The sequence below is a fragment of the Paraburkholderia sp. IW21 genome, from assembly GCF_041321145.1.
Taxonomy (GTDB): domain Bacteria; phylum Pseudomonadota; class Gammaproteobacteria; order Burkholderiales; family Burkholderiaceae; genus Paraburkholderia.
Genome location: NZ_JBGGWA010000010.1, coordinates 231,431 through 247,678, shown reverse-complemented (window position 1 = coordinate 247,678; position 16,248 = coordinate 231,431). Strand labels below are relative to the sequence as shown.

The 16,248-nt window shown below is 64.3% G+C and carries 15 protein-coding genes; 13 read left to right on the top strand and 2 right to left on the bottom strand.

All coding sequences use genetic code 11. The annotated features are described in order from the left end of the window. Positions 1-123 precede the first annotated feature (123 nt). The 13 genes from fliF to fliR all read left to right on the top strand — a co-directional run bounded on the left by fliF (position 124) and on the right by fliR (position 12,867). Positions 124-1,917 carry a flagellar basal-body MS-ring/collar protein FliF gene (fliF, locus tag ACAX43_RS23575; RefSeq protein WP_370710818.1) on the top strand — a complete coding sequence of 598 codons (1,794 nt, stop codon included), beginning with the start codon at positions 124-126 and terminating at the stop codon, positions 1,915-1,917. Further along, positions 1,907-2,902: a flagellar motor switch protein FliG gene (fliG, locus tag ACAX43_RS23570; protein ID WP_370710817.1), complete on the top strand. Its 996-nt coding sequence runs from the start codon at positions 1,907-1,909 to the stop codon at positions 2,900-2,902. Before fliF ends, fliG begins: the two co-directional genes overlap by 11 nt. Beyond that, on the top strand, positions 2,889-3,572 hold the full coding sequence (gene fliH, locus ACAX43_RS23565) for a flagellar assembly protein FliH (protein ID WP_370710816.1): 684 nt from the start codon (positions 2,889-2,891) through the stop codon (positions 3,570-3,572). The genes fliG and fliH overlap by 14 nt, the downstream gene beginning before the upstream one ends. After that, a complete protein-coding gene (fliI, locus tag ACAX43_RS23560) occupies positions 3,566-5,236 on the top strand; it encodes a flagellar protein export ATPase FliI (protein ID WP_370710815.1) in 1,671 nt (556 codons plus the stop codon). The genes fliH and fliI overlap by 7 nt, the downstream gene beginning before the upstream one ends. A gap of 2 nt (positions 5,237-5,238) precedes the next feature. Beyond that, positions 5,239-5,688 (top strand): flagellar export protein FliJ, encoded by a 450-nt coding sequence (gene fliJ / locus ACAX43_RS23555; protein ID WP_370710814.1) that lies wholly within the window; start codon positions 5,239-5,241, stop codon positions 5,686-5,688. Positions 5,689-5,749: 61 nt separating this feature from the next. Further along, complete coding sequence (locus ACAX43_RS23550) at positions 5,750-7,333, top strand: flagellar hook-length control protein FliK (protein ID WP_370710813.1); 1,584 nt, start codon at positions 5,750-5,752, stop codon at positions 7,331-7,333. A gap of 872 nt (positions 7,334-8,205) precedes the next feature. Continuing rightward, a complete protein-coding gene (gene fliL / locus ACAX43_RS23545) occupies positions 8,206-8,712 on the top strand; it encodes a flagellar basal body-associated protein FliL (RefSeq protein ID WP_370710812.1) in 507 nt (168 codons plus the stop codon). Positions 8,713-8,774: 62 nt separating this feature from the next. Continuing rightward, complete coding sequence (gene fliM / locus ACAX43_RS23540) at positions 8,775-9,773, top strand: flagellar motor switch protein FliM (protein WP_370710811.1); 999 nt, start codon at positions 8,775-8,777, stop codon at positions 9,771-9,773. Then, positions 9,766-10,230: a flagellar motor switch protein FliN gene (gene fliN, locus ACAX43_RS23535; protein ID WP_370710810.1), complete on the top strand. Its 465-nt coding sequence runs from the start codon at positions 9,766-9,768 to the stop codon at positions 10,228-10,230. The genes fliM and fliN overlap by 8 nt, the downstream gene beginning before the upstream one ends. Further along, the gene (gene fliO / locus ACAX43_RS23530; RefSeq protein ID WP_370710809.1) at positions 10,227-10,868 is read left to right on the top strand and encodes a flagellar biosynthetic protein FliO; all 642 of its coding nucleotides are present in this window, start codon (positions 10,227-10,229) and stop codon (positions 10,866-10,868) included. The genes fliN and fliO overlap by 4 nt, the downstream gene beginning before the upstream one ends. A 44-nt stretch (positions 10,869-10,912) precedes the next feature. Beyond that, a complete protein-coding gene (gene fliP / locus ACAX43_RS23525) occupies positions 10,913-11,692 on the top strand; it encodes a flagellar type III secretion system pore protein FliP (protein WP_370710808.1) in 780 nt (259 codons plus the stop codon). A gap of 76 nt (positions 11,693-11,768) precedes the next feature. Beyond that, on the top strand, positions 11,769-12,038 hold the full coding sequence (fliQ, locus tag ACAX43_RS23520; protein WP_370710807.1) for a flagellar biosynthesis protein FliQ: 270 nt from the start codon (positions 11,769-11,771) through the stop codon (positions 12,036-12,038). A 46-nt stretch (positions 12,039-12,084) separates the two neighbouring features. Further along, positions 12,085-12,867, top strand: coding sequence for a flagellar biosynthetic protein FliR (gene fliR, locus ACAX43_RS23515; RefSeq protein ID WP_370710806.1), 783 nt, complete (start codon positions 12,085-12,087; stop codon positions 12,865-12,867). Between the two features lie 139 nt (positions 12,868-13,006). Here the strand turns inward: fliR and flgL are convergent, their stop codons facing one another. Together flgL and flgK are read right to left on the bottom strand one after the other, a co-directional pair. Then, entirely contained in the window at positions 13,007-14,230 is a 1,224-nt protein-coding gene (gene flgL / locus ACAX43_RS23510; RefSeq protein WP_370710805.1) for a flagellar hook-associated protein FlgL, read from the bottom strand. Positions 14,231-14,240: 10 nt separating this feature from the next. Continuing rightward, positions 14,241-16,214: a flagellar hook-associated protein FlgK gene (flgK, locus tag ACAX43_RS23505; protein ID WP_370710804.1), complete on the bottom strand. Its 1,974-nt coding sequence runs from the start codon at positions 16,212-16,214 to the stop codon at positions 14,241-14,243. Positions 16,215-16,248: the final 34 nt, after the last annotated feature.

Here is a 16,248-nt window from a genome sequence, read left to right as displayed (position 1 = left end):
AGCAATCGGGTTGAGCCGCGCTGCGGATAATTTCAATGGTGAAAGTTTCTGTCCGTGCGCCCGCCGACCCTCGGTGCGGCAGCAGGCGGCAGAACGCAAAGGCATCCCGGAGATACCCGACGCATGGATTCGTCAGCCAACTCTTTGATCAACCCCGACGCCCGCATGGGCGTCGCCGGCGCGCAGCCGGGCGCCGGTGCGGCCGGCACAGGCCAGGCCGGGGGCGCAGCCGACCTCGGCGGCCTGGGGGGCGGCTTGGGCGGCAACTTCGGTCAGCGCTTGTCAGGCCTCGCGCAAATGCGCGGCAACCCGCGCGCTCCGCTGATTTTCGCGGTCGCGCTGCTGGCCGCCATCGTCGTGGGTCTGTTCCTGTGGTCGCGTGCGCCGGACTATAAAGTGCTCTACAGCAACCTGTCGGATCGCGACGGCGGCGCCATCATCACGGCGCTCCAGGCGGCCAACATCCCCTATAAGTTTTCCGAAGCCGGCGGCGCCATCCTCGTGCCGGCCGAGCAAGTGCATGAAATGCGTCTGCGGCTGGCTTCGCAAGGCCTGCCCAAGAGCGGCTCGGTCGGCTTCGAACTGATGGACAACCAGAAGTTCGGCATCAGCCAGTTCGCCGAGCAGATCAACTACCAGCGCGCGCTGGAAGGCGAACTGGAGCGCACGATCGAATCGATCTCGTCGGTGAAGTCGGCCCGCGTGCATCTGGCCATTCCGAAGCCTTCCGTGTTCGTGCGCGACAAGGAAGCGCCGTCGGCCTCCGTGCTGGTGAACCTTTACCCAGGCCGCGCACTCGACGAAGGCCAGGTACTGGCGATTACGCATATGGTGTCGTCGGCGGTGCCGGATATGCCGGTGAAGGGCGTGACCATTCTCGACCAGGACGGCAACCTGCTGACGCAGCCGTCCACCGGCAGCGGTCTGGACGCCTCGCAACTCAAGTACCGTCAGCAGATCGAGCGCAGCACTCAACAGCGGATCGACACGATCCTGTCGCCCCTGTTCGGCGCCGGCAACGCCCATTCGCAAGTCAGCGCCGATATCGACTTCTCGCGCAGCGAGCAGACTTCGGAAAACTACGGTCCGAACGGCAACCCGCAACAGGCGGCGATCCGCAGCCAGCAATCGAGTACCGCCAGCGAAATGTCGCAAGCCGGGGCCTCGGGCGTGCCGGGCGCGCTGTCGAACCAGCCGCCGCAGCCGGCGTCCGCGCCGCTCACGGCGGGCAACGGCACACCCGGCGTGACGACCACGCCGGTCAGCGACCGCAAGGATTCCACCACCAACTACGAACTCGACAAGACCGTGCGGCATCTGGAGCAGCCGATGGGCGGCATCAAGCGTCTGTCGGTGGCGGTGGTGGTCAACTATTTGCGGGTGGTCGACGCCAAGGGCCACGCCACGATGCAGCCGGTCACCGCCGACAAGCTCGCGCAGGTCAATCAGCTGGTGAAGGACGCCATGGGCTTCGACGCCGCGCGCGGCGACTCGGTCAACGTGGTCAACAGCCCGTTCACCGTCGACGTCAACCCGGATGCCGACCTGCCATGGTGGCGTACGCCGGACATGATCGCGCTCGCCAGGCAGATCGCGACTTACCTCGGTATCGGCGCAGCCGCCCTGTTCCTGTACTTCGTGATGGTGAAGCCGGCGCTGCGCCGCGCCTTCCCGCCGCCCCAGCCGGCCTCCGCCGCGGCGCTGCCGTCGCCGGACGAGCCGATCCTGCTGGATGGCATTCCGATCGCCGAGCGCGCGAGCGCCGTCACGGAAATGGAAAGCGACAGCGAGTTGCTGGCCTTCGAAAACGAGAAATACAAATACGAACGGAATCTGGAATTCGCGCGCAACATCGCCCGCCAGGATCCGAAGATTGTCGCAACCGTCGTGAAAAATTGGGTGTCCGATGAGCGCTGAAGGCGTCATGAAAAGCGCGCTCCTGCTGATGTCGATCGGCGAGGAAGAAGCCGCGCAGGTGTTCAAATTCCTCGGACCCCGCGAAGTCCAGAAGATCGGCGTCGCGATGGCCGCACTGAAGAACGTGACGCGCGAGCAGGTCGACGGGGTCTTGCAGGAATTCGTGCGCGAGGCGGAGCAGCATACCGCGCTGTCGCTCGATTCGAGCGAGTACATCCGTTCGGTGCTGACCAAGGCGCTCGGCGACGACAAAGCCGGCGCGATCATCGACCGGATTCTGCAGGGCAGCGATACCAGCGGTATCGAAGGCCTCAAGTGGATGGACTCCGCGGCGGTGGCCGAACTCATCAAGAACGAGCATCCGCAGATCATCGCGACCATTCTCGTTCACCTGGACCGCGATCAGGCCTCGGAAATCGTCGCCTGCTTCACCGAGCGGCTGCGTAACGACGTGCTGCTGCGGATCGCGACACTCGACGGCATCCAGCCGGCCGCGCTGCGCGAACTCGACGACGTGCTGACCGGCCTGCTGTCAGGCAGCGACAACCTCAAGCGCAGCCCGATGGGCGGTATCCGCACGGCGGCTGAAATTCTCAACTTCATGTCGAGCAACCATGAAGAAGCCGTCATCGAGAACGTTCGCCAATACGACGCGGAACTCGCGCAGAAGATCATTGATCAGATGTTTGTGTTCGAGAACCTGCTCGATCTGGAAGACCGCGGGATCCAGCTGTTGCTGAAGGAAGTCGAGTCCGAGGCGTTGATCATCTCGCTGAAGGGCGCGGCGCCCGCGCTGCGTCAGAAGTTCCTGTCGAACATGTCGCAGCGTGCTGCCGAACTGCTCGCCGAAGACCTCGATGCGCGCGGCCCGGTCCGTGTCTCCGAAGTCGAGACGCAGCAGCGCCGCATCCTGCAGATCGTGCGCAACCTGGCGGAAAGCGGCCAGATCGTTCTAGGCGGCAAGGCGGAAGATGCCTATGTCTGACCAGAACTCCGCGGCGAAGGAGCGTCTCTCGGCCTACCAGCGCTGGGAGATGGCCTCGTTCGATCCGGTGCCGCCCGCGCCGCCCGAACCCGAAGTCGACCACGGCGCGTTCGAAGCCGAACTCGAACGTCTGCACGACGCCGCGCATGCACAGGGCATCGCGTCGGGTCACGTGGCCGGGCAGGCGCTCGGTTATCAGGCTGGCTACGAGCAAGGTCATGCGCAGGGTTTCGAGCAGGGCCAGAGCGAAGCGCGCGAAGAAGCGGCGCGTCTCGCCGCGCTGGCCGAGACTTTCAAGGCGGCACTGGATGGCGCCCAAGGCGCGATCGCCGAGACACTGGTTGCGTTGGCGCTGGACATCGCCCAACAGGTAGTGCGTCAGCATGTGCAGCACGATCCGGCCGCGCTGATCGCCGCCGCCCGTGAGGTGCTGGCCACCGAACCGGCGCTCGTGGGCGCGCCGGCGCTGATCGTCAGCCCCGCCGACCTGCCGGTCGTCGAAGCCTATCTGATGGAAGAACTGCAAACGCGCGGCTGGACCGTGCGCACCGATCCGTCGGTCGAACGCGGCGGCTGCCGCGCGCAAGCCGGCACCGGTGAAGTCGACGCCGGCATCGACACGCGCTGGGAGCGCGTGGCTGCCGCCCTCGGCAAGGTGAGCACATGGTGAAGCCGACGCTCGAAGAGATTCGCGCCAGCGATCTGACGCCGCTCGAACGCGAGTTGGCGCTGGCGTCGTTCGGCGCCGAGGCGCTAGCGGATGTGCCGGCGGCGGTTACACCCGCTGCGGCTGCAGTCGCGGCCATCGAAGCTGCGTTGCGCGATCCGAGCCAGGGCCACCCGGCAACGGGCGCGGCGGCGAGCCGCGAATCCGCTGCCGCGAGCCGAGAGTCTGCCGCTTCGAGCCCCGCTTCAACCCCTGCCGCCCACGCCCCGTACGATCCCGCGCTCGACAGCAACCCGCACATGCAGGCATGGCGCGGCCGGCTCGACGCACTGCGCGCGCGCAGCGCAATCGCCAAGCCGATGCGCGCTTGCGGACGCCTGACGCGCGCCGCCGGCCTGGTGCTGGAAGCCGTCGGCCTGCGCCTTTCGGTGGGCGCCGAAGTGATGATCGAACTGCCGCTCGGGAGTTCGCTGCCGATGGCCGAAGCCGAGGTGGTCGGCTTCTCCGGCGACAAACTGTTTCTGATGCCGACCACCGAAGCGATCGGCCTGCTGCCCGGCGCGCGCGTCTATCCGCTCGAAAGCGCGCCGATCGCCGATCCGATGGCGGGCGCGAAGCGCTTGCCGGTCGGCTGGGAACTGCTCGGCCGCGTGCTGGACGCGTCCGGCCGCCCGCTCGACGGCCTCGGCCCGCTCGGCACGCACGCCGACGCGCCGCTGTCCTCGCCGGTCATCAACCCGCTGAACCGCGAGCCGATTCACAAGGTGCTCGACGTCGGCGTGCGCGCGATCAACGCGCTGCTGACGGTGGGCCGGGGCCAGCGCATGGGCCTGTTCGCCGGTTCGGGCGTCGGTAAATCGGTGCTGCTCGGCACGATGGCGCGCTACACCAGCGCCGAAGTGATCGTGATCGGCCTGATCGGCGAGCGCGGCCGCGAAGTGAAGGAATTCATCGAACAGATTCTCGGCGAGGAAGGTCTTGCGCGCTCGATTGTCATCGCCGCGCCCGCCGACGTCTCGCCGCTGCTACGCATGCAGGCCGCCTCGTATTCGACCTCGCTCGCCGAATATTTCCGCGACCAGGGCAAGCACGTGCTGCTGCTGATGGATTCGCTGACCCGCTACGCGATGGCGCAGCGCGAAATCGCGCTGGCCGTGGGCGAACCGCCCGCCACCAAGGGCTATCCGCCTTCGGTGTTTGCCAAGCTGCCGGCGCTCGTCGAACGCACCGGCAACGGCCCGGCGGGCGGCGGTTCGATCACCGCGTTCTACACCGTGCTGACCGAAGGCGACGACCAGCAGGACCCGATCGCCGACTCCGCGCGGGCGATTCTCGACGGCCATATCGTGCTGTCGCGCTCCCTTGCCGAGGCCGGGCACTATCCCGCGATCGACATCGAAGCGTCGATTAGCCGGGCAATGACCGCGCTGATCGACGATAAACATCTCGACAAGACGCGTATGTTCAAGCAGATGCTGTCGCGCTATCAGCGCAACCGCGATCTGATCAACGTCGGCGCGTATTCGAGCGGGCGCGACGCGCTGCTCGACCGCGCGATTGCGCTGTATCCGCGGATGGAAGCATTTTTGCAGCAAGGTTTTCGCGAATGCGCGAACTTTGAACCGAGTCTCGAGATGCTGGACGCGCTGTTTGCCCAAGGAGGCTGACGATGGCGAAACACTTTCCGATCAAGACACTCATCGGCCTCGCGCAGGACGATGTGGATGCCGCCGCACAACGTCTCGGCCGCGCGCAGCGCGAGCGCAACGACGTGCAAGCGCAGCTCGACGCACTGGTGCAGTACCGCGACGAATATCACGCGCGCTTCACGGCGACCGCCCAGGCGGGCATGGCCGCCGGCAACATGCGCAATTTCCAGGCATTCATCGACACGCTCGACGCCGCGATCGAACAGCAGCGCAACCTGCTGGTGACGGCCAATGCGCGCGTCGAAGCCGCCAAGCCTGACTGGCAGCGCCAGAAGCAGAAACTCGGCTCGTATGAAGTGCTGCAGGCACGCGGCGAAGCTGCCGAAGCCAAACAAACGGCGCGGCGCGACCAGCGCGACTCCGACGAACACGCCGCCCGAATCCTGAGGATGCGAGCCGAAGGCGTCTAATGCGCCGGGTCCCGCCTCGATTGACCGAACACCCCGTTTTGACGGATTGACAGGATTCCCTATGTCGCCTCTTTCACCGATCGCCTCACTGCTCGGCTCCGCCAGCAGCACGTCCACCGGCGCGGCCATGGCCGCGGCGGCGAACGCCCAGCCGTTCTCGCAAACTCTCCAGCAAAGCATCGACCTGCAAAACAATGCAGCCGCGCAGAGTGCGAGCAAGCCGCCGGCTTCGCCGGCGCCGGCGCCAGCATCGTCATCCTCCACGAGCGTGCATGACGCGCCGCCGCCGCCCGATCCTTCGACGAAGAGCCCGGATGCCTCAAGCGGCAGCAAGGGCAACAGCGACTCGACGAGCGCTTCCTCGTCCGGCTCGTCGTCGGCTTCGTCGTCGGCTTCGTCGTCGGCTTCGTCATCGGCCTCGTCATCGGCCTCGTCATCGGCCTCGTCATCGGCTTCGTCGTCGGCCGGCTCGTCGCCCGCTTCGTCGTCGTCCGCTGCGTCGGCCAATACGCAGCAGGCCTCGAACAAGACCAACGCCACGCCGCCCAAGTCCGGCAACACGAACACGCAGACCGATGCGGCCACGGCCGCCGCGCTGGCACAGGCCCAGACCAACGCGAACAGCGCCACCGATCTGGCGGCTGTCGACCCCGCCACGGCTCAGACTGACGCCGCGACCTCTCTGCCGGGAGCTGGCACGAACACCACGACGGGTGGCACCACCACCAAAAAAAGCAGCGCGACCGATCCGAAATCGGTGCAGGACGCCTTGCAGGCGGCGCTCGCTGCGCTGGCGAACGGCCAGGGCGTGGTTCCGGCTCAGGCACTGGCGAGCGGCGCGGCCGCGAACGGCCTGGCTGCCGGCGCGAACGCGGTGCAGAACGGATCGGCGGACGGCAAGACGCTTGCGACAGGCCTGTTGGGCGACGGAAAGGGAACGAATGCCGGCAAGACTGCGTTGACAGCGGCAGCCACGACGGTGGCCGCCCCATCCACGGGCGCGAAGGCTGCGGCTGACGCGCTGACGGCGACGGCTGCCGGCGGCGCGCAGGCTGGCGATCTGGCGACCTTCAAGAGCGCGGCCGATGCCGCGACGACGGCGCAGGCCGCCACTCAAGCCGCGGCGAGCGCCGCGAGTGCGACTGTGGCCGTGCAGACGACGGGCAATGCCGGCGCGGCGGACGCGGCGAATGCGTTGACGCCGCAGGTGGGTACGACTGACTGGGAGGAAGCGTTAAGCCAGAAGGTGGTGTTTTTGTCGAACGCGCATGCACAGAGCGCCGAACTGACTTTGAATCCGAAGGATTTGGGGCCGCTCCAGGTGGTGTTGCAGGTTGCCGATAACCATGCGCATGCGTTGTTTGTTTCGCAGCACCAGCAGGTGCGGGAGGCTGTCGAGGCAGCGTTGCCGAAGCTTCGCGAGGCGATGCAGTCCAATGGGATTGGGCTGGGGAGCGCTAGTGTTAGCGATGGGTTTGCCCGCCAGGGCAGTGGGCAGCAGAATGCTGATTCCGGTCGTTCTGGTCGGAGATCCAGTGGGGCTGGGGGGGCTTTTGCCGGGGGCGCTTCTTCTTCTGATGCTGTTGGGGGCGTGGGGAGTGTTGCCGTGCGGCGGAGTGTGGGGTTGGTTGATACGTTTGCTTGATGGTCCTTTTTTGCCTGCTTCGGCGGGTTTTGTTCGTGCTTCTTGCGGGGGCCTTTTCTTGATTTGTTAGTGGTCTATTAGCGTTGCCCCTGTGCGGGGCGGCACCTACTTTTCTTTGCCTGCTGCAAAGAAAAGTAGGCAAAAGAAAGCAGCTCAAACCGCTAATGCTAAGCGGCTCCCCTGGCTTGGAGGGGCCAGTGGCCCCGTGGAATCCGTGCCTTCGTACCTTCAACCTCAAGTGACAAAGGTGTCATCAGCTCCCACTCCGCACTACGTGCGTCGCGGACGGGTCTGCATGGGAAACCAGGGGCTTCGTTCAAAGATGGTGGGATCCTCGGCTTTGACTCGGCGAGGCGCTGAAAAAAACGATGGTTTTGTGAAGTACCCGACGGCGCGCGCAGCGCCGCCGGAAGAATGACGCCCTTGTCACTCACGCCGAATGTGCGATAACCCGGATTCCACGGGGCCACTACCATTTTCTGACTGCGGGAGCCGCTTAGCATTAGCGGTTTGAGCTGCTTTCTTTTGCCTACTTTTCTTTGCAGCAGGCAAAGAAAAGTAGGTGCCCCCCCGCACAGGGGGAACGCTAATAGACCAATAGCAATTCAAGAAAAGGCCAACGCCCAAAGAGCACAAACAAAAGCGCCAGGCAGCCAGAGAAAAAACCAAAAAAAAAAACACCAAACCCAAAAACAAAAAAACAAAACCCACCGCGCGACCAAACCCCAAATCCCGCACCGCAAAGCAATCCCCCGCCTGAAAGGCAAAAACCAGAGATAGCCCTCAATAACCCTTCTTTTCGACCCATCGCGCCGCAGGCAAATCAACAACAATCACCATCACCAGCACTAAAGACAAGCAAAGCAAACCTCATGGCAACCCCGACCGCAAACCAGCAAGCCGCGCCCGCTTCACCGGGCCCCTTGAAGCGCATCATCCTGATCGTCCTCTTCACGATCATCGCCGCGGGCGTTGCCGGCGCGGGCGTGTGGTTCTTCATGTCCAAGCGCAACCCAGCTCCCGGGTCAGCGGAAACCGCCAGCGCGCCCGCGCCACTGGCCGTGCCCCTCTTCTTCCCGCTCGAATCGATGACGGTCAACCTGCAATCGGACGACGGTCAGCAACACTTCCTGCGTATCGGCCTGACGCTCAAGCTCAGCGACCCGAAAACCCAGCAGGAACTCACCGACCATATGCCTGAAGTGCGCAGCCATATCCTGCTCGCACTGTCGAACAAACATCCGGAAGAGCTCGCGCCGCTCGAAGGCAAACGCGCGCTGGCCACCGAACTCCGGACGCTGATCGAACAGCCGACCGATAAGGGCGCCCCCCCGATTCACGTCCAGGACGTGCTGTTCACCGAATTCGTCGTGCAGTGACGTTTTCAGTGACGTTATCTAGCGCAGCCATCACTAACCGCCGGACGCACGAGGAATAAGGAATGGGCCACGAAGAGTTCATGTCCCAGGAGGAGGTCGATGCCCTCCTCAAGGGCGTAACCGGCGAGTCCGACTCGGTCGCCGAGCAGACCGACCGTGCGGGCGTACGTCCCTACAACATCGCGACGCAGGAACGCATCGTCCGCGGCCGGATGCCCGGCCTCGAAATCATCAACGACCGCTTCGCGCGCATGTTGCGGGTCGGTATCTTCAACTTCATGCGGCGCTCGGCGGAAATCTCGGTTGGTCCGGTGAAGGTGCAAAAGTACAGCGAGTTCACCCGCAATCTGCCCATCCCGACCAACCTGAACCTGGTCCACGTGAAGCCGTTGCGCGGCACGTCGCTGTTCGTGTTCGATCCGAATCTGGTGTTCTTCGTGGTCGACAACCTGTTCGGCGGCGATGGGCGTTTCCATACCCGCGTGGAAGGCCGCGATTTCACAGCGACCGAGCAGCGCATCATCATGAAGCTGCTCAACCTCACGTTCGAGCACTACGCTGCGTCGTGGAAAAGCGTGCGCCCGCTGCAGTTCGAATTCGTGCGCTCGGAAATGCACACGCAGTTCGCCAACGTCGCGACCCCGAACGAAATCGTCATCGTCACGCAGTTCTCAATCGAGTTCGGCTCGACGGGCGGCACGCTGCACATCTGCATGCCGTATTCGATGATCGAACCGATCCGCGACATTCTCTCGTCGCCGATCCAGGGCGAGGCGCTCGAAGTCGACCGCCGCTGGATCCGCGTGCTGTCGCAGCAGGTGCAGGCAGCGGAAGTGGAACTGACCGCCGACTTAGCCCAGGTGCCGGTCACGTTCGAACAGATCCTGAACATGCGCCGTGGCGATGTTCTGCCGATCAACATCCCCGAACACATCACGGCGAAAGTCGATGGCGTGCCGGTGATGGAATGCGGCTACGGAATTTTCAATGGTCAGTACGCGTTGCGGGTCCAGAAGATGATCAGCGCAGCCGAAACGATGAAGGAAGGTGGATATGAGTGACCTGAACGCAAAGACTGAGGCAGAACTGGCCGCCGGCGAGGCGCAATTGGCCGCCGACGCAGCCAGCGCCGAAGACGACGCCGCGATGGCCGACTGGGCCAGCGCGCTGGCCGAGCAGAACGACAACACGGAAGTCAGCCCGACCACGGCCGGCGTGTTCCAGCCGCTCTCGAAGGTCGAGCCGACCTCGACGCGCAACGACATCGACATGATCCTGGACATTCCCGTCCAGATGACCGTCGAACTGGGCCGCACCAAAATCGCGATCCGTAACTTGCTGCAACTCGCGCAAGGTTCGGTCGTGGAACTGGACGGCATGGCCGGCGAACCGATGGACGTGCTGGTGAACGGCTGCCTGATCGCGCAGGGCGAAGTGGTGGTGGTGAACGACAAGTTCGGTATCCGTCTGACCGACATCATCACGCCGTCCGAGCGCATCCGGAAATTGAATCGATGAAACGTGTTGCGGGTCGCGCCGCGTTGCGCGTGTGCCATACGTCGCGCAATGTTCCCAATCGCCAGGTGCTCGCGGCGCCCGTGACAACGACAGCGGCGGCTTCGGCGCTGATGGTCGCGCTGAGCCTCGTGGCGACATTCACGCCATCGGCCGCGCAGGCGGCCGACATGAACGCGGTCAACAACGCCGCGAAAATGGCTTCAGGAGTGGGTGCGGGCACGGCCGTTCCGGCGCTCGGCGTCGGCGCGGTGTTGCAGACGATCGTGGGCCTGCTGGTCGTGATCGGTCTGGTGTTCGCCTGTGCGTGGCTCGCGCGCCGCTTAGGCTTGCAGCCGGCCAATCGCGGCGGTCTGGTGAAGACGATCGGCGGGGCCTCGCTCGGCGGCAAGGAGCGGGTCGCGGTGGTCGAGATCGGCGATACATGGCTCGTGCTCGGCACGGCGCCCGGCAACGTGCGTCTGTTGCACACGATGCCCGCCGGTTCAGCCGCAATCGATCCGGTCACAGGCGCACAGCCCGCCACGCCAGGAGCAACGGGCGCCGGCGCATTGCCCGGCACCTTCGGCCAACGCTTTCGCGACGCCTTAAAAGGCGAAATGGGTAAACGTTTCAGTGGGCAAGGCAGCGGGGATCGGTAATGCAGTTCAGTCTTCTATCGGCGCGAGACGCGCAAGCCGCTCGCATGTCCTGCGTCGCCTCGAAAATCATCGCCGTGCTGCGCCGTCTCGCACCTTTCATGTTACCTGCGCTGATGCTCGGGCTGCCGACACTATCGTTCGCGCAAACTGCCGGCTTGCCGGCCTTCAACACGAGCCCCGGCCCGAACGGCGGCACGACGTATTCGCTCAGCGTGCAGACGATGCTGCTGCTCACGATGCTGTCGTTCCTGCCGGCGATGGTGCTGATGATGACGAGCTTCACGCGCATCATCATTGTGTTGTCGCTGCTGCGCCAGGCGCTCGGCACGACCACTACGCCGCCGAACCAGGTGCTGGTGGGACTCGCGCTGTTCCTGACGCTGTTCGTCATGTCGCCGGTACTCGACAAAGCCTATAACGACGGCTACAAGCCGTTCTCCGAAGGCTCGATCCCGATGGAGACCGCCGTCAACCGCGGCCTCGCGCCGTTCAAGACCTTCATGCTGCGGCAGACCCGCGAAAGCGATCTCGCGTTGTTCGCCCGCATCTCGCACGCCGCGCCGATGCAAGGTCCGGAAGACGTGCCGCTGTCGCTGCTGGTGCCGTCGTTCGTGACGAGCGAACTGAAAACCGGCTTCCAGATCGGTTTCACGATTTTCATCCCGTTCCTCATCATCGACATGGTAGTGGCGAGCGTGCTGATGTCGATGGGGATGATGATGGTGTCGCCCGCCACCATCTCGTTACCGTTCAAGCTGATGCTGTTCGTGCTGGTCGACGGGTGGCAACTGCTGCTCGGCTCGCTCGCGCAGAGTTTTGTTTAACCGCGTCGCTTATTTGCATCGCTTATTTGCGCCCAGGCTGCGCCGCTCAACCCCTCACGCTTCCGGTCGACTCGCCATGAATCAGGAATCCGTTATGACGCTCGCGCACCAGGCCATGTATGTCGGCCTGTTGCTCGCCGCGCCGCTCTTGCTGGTCGCGCTGGTGGTCGGCCTCGTGGTGAGCCTGTTCCAGGCGGCGACGCAGATCAACGAAAGCACGCTGTCGTTCATTCCGAAGCTGCTCGCGATCGCCGTCACCCTGGTGATCGCCGGTCCGTGGATGCTGACCATCATGCTCGACTACCTGCGCCAGACGCTCACCAACATCCCGACGCTCGTCAACTGAGCGCCGGGCCGGCCTCCGTTCGCGACGTCACCCTTCCGCTGCCCTCATGTTTTCCGTCACCTACGCGCAACTGAACGGCTGGCTCACGGCTTTCCTGTGGCCGTTCGTGCGGATTCTCGCGCTGGTCGCGACCGCGCCGGTGCTCAGCAACCGCTCGCTCCCGACGCGCGTGAAGATCGGCCTCGCCGCTTTCATCACGATCATCGTGGCGCCCACGCTCGGCGCGCTGCCGCAAGTCACGGTGTTTTCCGCCGAAGGCGTGTGGATCATCGTCAACCAGTTCCTGATCGGCATCGCGCTCGGCATGACGATGCAGATCGTGTTTCAGGCGATCAGCGCCACGGGCGACTTTGTCGGTCTGGGCATGGGTCTCGGCTTCGCGACCTTCTTCGACGCACAGGCGAGCAGTTCGAGCCAGGTGCTGTCGAGCTACATGAACACTATCGCGATGCTGGTGTTTCTGGTGATCGACGGTCATCTGCAGATGATCAGCGCGCTGCTGACGACCTTCCAGTCGGTGCCGGTCTCGGCGAACATTCTGGGCGCGCCCGGCTGGCGCACCTTGGCGAATTTCGGCAGCACGGTGTTTTCGGCGGGCCTGTTGCTGTCGCTGCCGGTGGTCGTCGCACTCCTGATCACCAACCTCGCGCTCGGCATTCTGAATCGGGCCGCACCGCAAATCGGCGTCTTCCAGATCGGCTTTCCGCTGACGATGCTGATCGGCATGCTGCTCCTGCAACTGATGATCCCGAACATGATTCCGTTCTTCATGCGCCTGTTCGACATCGGCATCGATCAGATGGGGCGTGTGGCGGCGGGGTTGAAGTAGCGCGGCAACGCTGCATCGCTTCGCCGCCTTCACTCGCCCAACATTTCCAGGCATTATCTGATGCGAGTCACATTGGAAAGAAGGGCGCAACCGGCTCGCACCGGCTTGCGCCCTTCCTCATTTCAGGCTGCTTGCCCGCTCAGTTCAGGTACTGGAACAGCGAGATGTTCTGGATCTTCGAAAATGCCTGTTGCGCCGCTTGCAGCGCGGCTTGCGTCATTGTGTACTGGCCGATCGTCTTGACCATGTTCGTCTGCGTCAGAGCCGACAAGTTGGTCGAGGTCTGCAGCGTGTTGGACTGCGTGACCGTCTGCAATGCCTGTACTTCCTGCTCGCGGCCACCTACCGATGCGCGCGCGGTGACGACGTTGTTCATCGTGTTCTCGAGCTGGGTCATGCTGGTGGTCAGCGCGCTCTGGAAGCTGGCCGTCGAGGCCGCACCCGAAATCGGCGTTTGCAGGGTCTTGATCAACTGGTTCAGATTCGCGAACACATCCATGCTGCCTTGCGTGGCCGGCGTCACCGTGAAGCTGTCGCCTGCGTTCGGCACCCCGGCGATGCTCACCGACTGGCCGCCGAGCGTGATGGCCGAGCCGGCCGTGAAGGTCTGCGCCGTGCCCGGCGTGACCACGCCGGTGGCCGGATCGGTCTGGTTCACCGCGTAGGAGGTCGCCGACGAAAAGCTGATGCTGTACGTATCCGCATTGGCCGGATTGGTCGGATTCGTCAGGCTGACGCTGCTGATCACGCCACTGCCCGTGTTGCCGGCCGTCGCGGCCGGCACCGCGCTCGTGCCGATCGGCGCCACGCTGCCGAAGATCGAGAGGCCGTTGTCGGCGGTCTGGACGGTGCGCGAATCGGCGACCTGAACTGCGCGCGTGCCGGTGTCGCCCGAATACGTCACGGCACCGGCCGAATTGGTGGAGTACGGCTGCGCGGTGCTTTGAAAGCCGGCGAACAGGTAGTTGCCCTGCGGGTCCGTCGAGTTCGCCAGCGACATCAACTGGCTGCTCAACCCCTGCAACTGCGTCGCGATCGCGCCGCGGTTGCCGTTGTTCAGTGAACCGTCGCCGGCACGCAGCACCAGCGCGTGGATGCTCTGCAATACGGTATTGACGCTGCCGAGCGTGGAGTCTTCCTGTTGCAGCGACCCGAGCGCGGCAGTCTGGTTGCTCGTGTATTGCGACAAGGTTGTCGCCGTCGAACTCAGCCGCACCGCCTGCGCTGCGCCGAGCGGATTGTCCGCCGGCGTGGAGAGGCTCACGCCGCTTGAAACCTGTGCATACAGCTGCGACAACTGAGTTTGCTGATCGCTCATCGTCGCCACGTCCATGTTGAAGTACTGCGAAGTCGAGATGCGCATGTTCAACGCCTTACTGGAAGATGCCGAGCAGCGTCTGGAACAGGGTCTGCGCGGTCTGGATGACTTTGCTGTTGGCCTGATAGAGCTGCTGAAACTGAAGCAGGTGGGCTGCTTCCTCGTTAAGGTTCACGCCGGAGACCGACTGCTGCGCGGTAGTGATCTGCGTCACCAGCGCGGTCTGGGCCGTGCTCGAAGTCTGAATCTGGTTGGTCTGGTTGCCGACCTGGTTGACGTAGTTCGCATACGCGCCCACCAGCGTGAGCGTGCCGCCCCCCAGCGATTTCGCGCTGGATAGATTCGACAACGCGAGCGCGTTGCTGCCGTCGTTGGTCGCGCCGGTATTCGGGCCGATGGTGAATTTGTCGCCGGCGGACGGCGCGCCGTTGATCGTCACCGACACCTTGTTCATCTGGCCGGCGGTCGCGTTGTTGATCGTCAGCGTCGCGCCCGTGGCGGACGAGTACGGCACCACGGTCGTCGCATCAACGATGGGATAGCTGGTCGGGGGCGAGCCCGCCACCGTCACCGTGGAACCCGCCGGGAAACCGGCCAGCCCTACGCCGGTGTACGACAGCGTGGTGGACGCATTCGGCATGGTGTAGCCCGCCGTCACCGTGCCCGACGAAATCGCGCCGGTACCGGTGTTGCTCACCGCGGCCGAACCCAGCACCGGAGACGCGGCGGCGATCGCCGAAGCAGCCGTGGTCGCAGTGGTGAAGCTGTTCAGCGCGCCACGGGTCGGTTCGACCGTGAACGAGTCGCCGGCGTTCATCGTGCCGGTGGTCGAGAAATTCAGGCCGTCGATCGGCTGGCTCAGGTTGACCGCCGACCCCACCACGGCGCCGCTCGAATTGTCGGTCAGCGTGTAGGCGGTGCCGTTGTAGGCCAGCGTGTAGTCGCCGCTGGTCGGTTGCGCGGGATTCGCGAACGACACTTTCAGCGACGCATTACCCGTGTTCTGCGTGTTCGCGTAGACCGTCGCGCTGCCCACCGAGAACAGCGCGCCGCCCTGGGCGCCGGTGAGCGTAATGCCGAGCGCGTTCTGCGCGTTGACCTGCGAAGCGAAGCTCACCGCAATCGCGCCAAGTTGCGCTTCGCCCGGATCGAGCGTCTGGCTGCGGAACGCGACGAGGCCGCCAAGCGTACCGCCCGTGACTTTGCTGTCGGGCAGGTTTTGCGGCGCGGTGGCCGGGTTCGCGCCGGCCTGGCCGAGATACTGCACCGACAGTTCGCTGGTGTCGCCCGTCGAAGGCGCCGTGCCCAGGTTGTAGCTGTTGCCGGCCGACACGAGCGGCTGGCCGTTGCCCATGAACACGCTGTAGCTGCCGTTGCTGTTCACGACGTTCACGCCGATCAGTTGCGACAGGTTCGACACCGCGAGATCGCGCTGGTCCATCAGCTGGTTCGGCGGCTGGCCTTGCGTGCTGGCCGCGACGATCTGCCCGTTCAACTGGGCGATCTGCTGCGTGTAGCTGTTGATTTGCGAAACAGTGTTGCTGAGTTGCGTGTTGACGCTCTGGCGCAACGCGTCGTATTGCTGACCCGCGGCATTGATCTGGTTCACGAGCGTCTGCGCGCCGCTCATCGCGGTCTGGCGAGTGGCCAGGCTGGAAGCGTTGTTCGAGACGTTCTGCAAGCCGGTGAAATAGCCGGTGATCGCGCTCGCAATGCCGCCGGTCGGGTTGCCGATCAGGCTGTTCAGCTGCGAGATCATCGTGTTGTACGTCGACAGCGAGCTGCCTGACGACTGCGCGTTGTTCAGTTCAGTCGTCAGATACTGGCTGTACTGGCGCGTGACGGTGACGGTCGAGACGCCCTGCGGCAAATAGCCGGAACCCGTGTACTGGCCGCCGCTTTCCGCGTAGACCGGTGTTTCGATCGTGTAGCCCGGCGTCGACGCGTTGCTGATGTTCTGGCCGGTCGTCGTGAGTCCCCACTGGGCTGCGTTCAGTCCACTGAGGCCGAGATTGATGAGATTGGACATGCGTCATCCTGAAGGGCGACACCCACCACGTGTC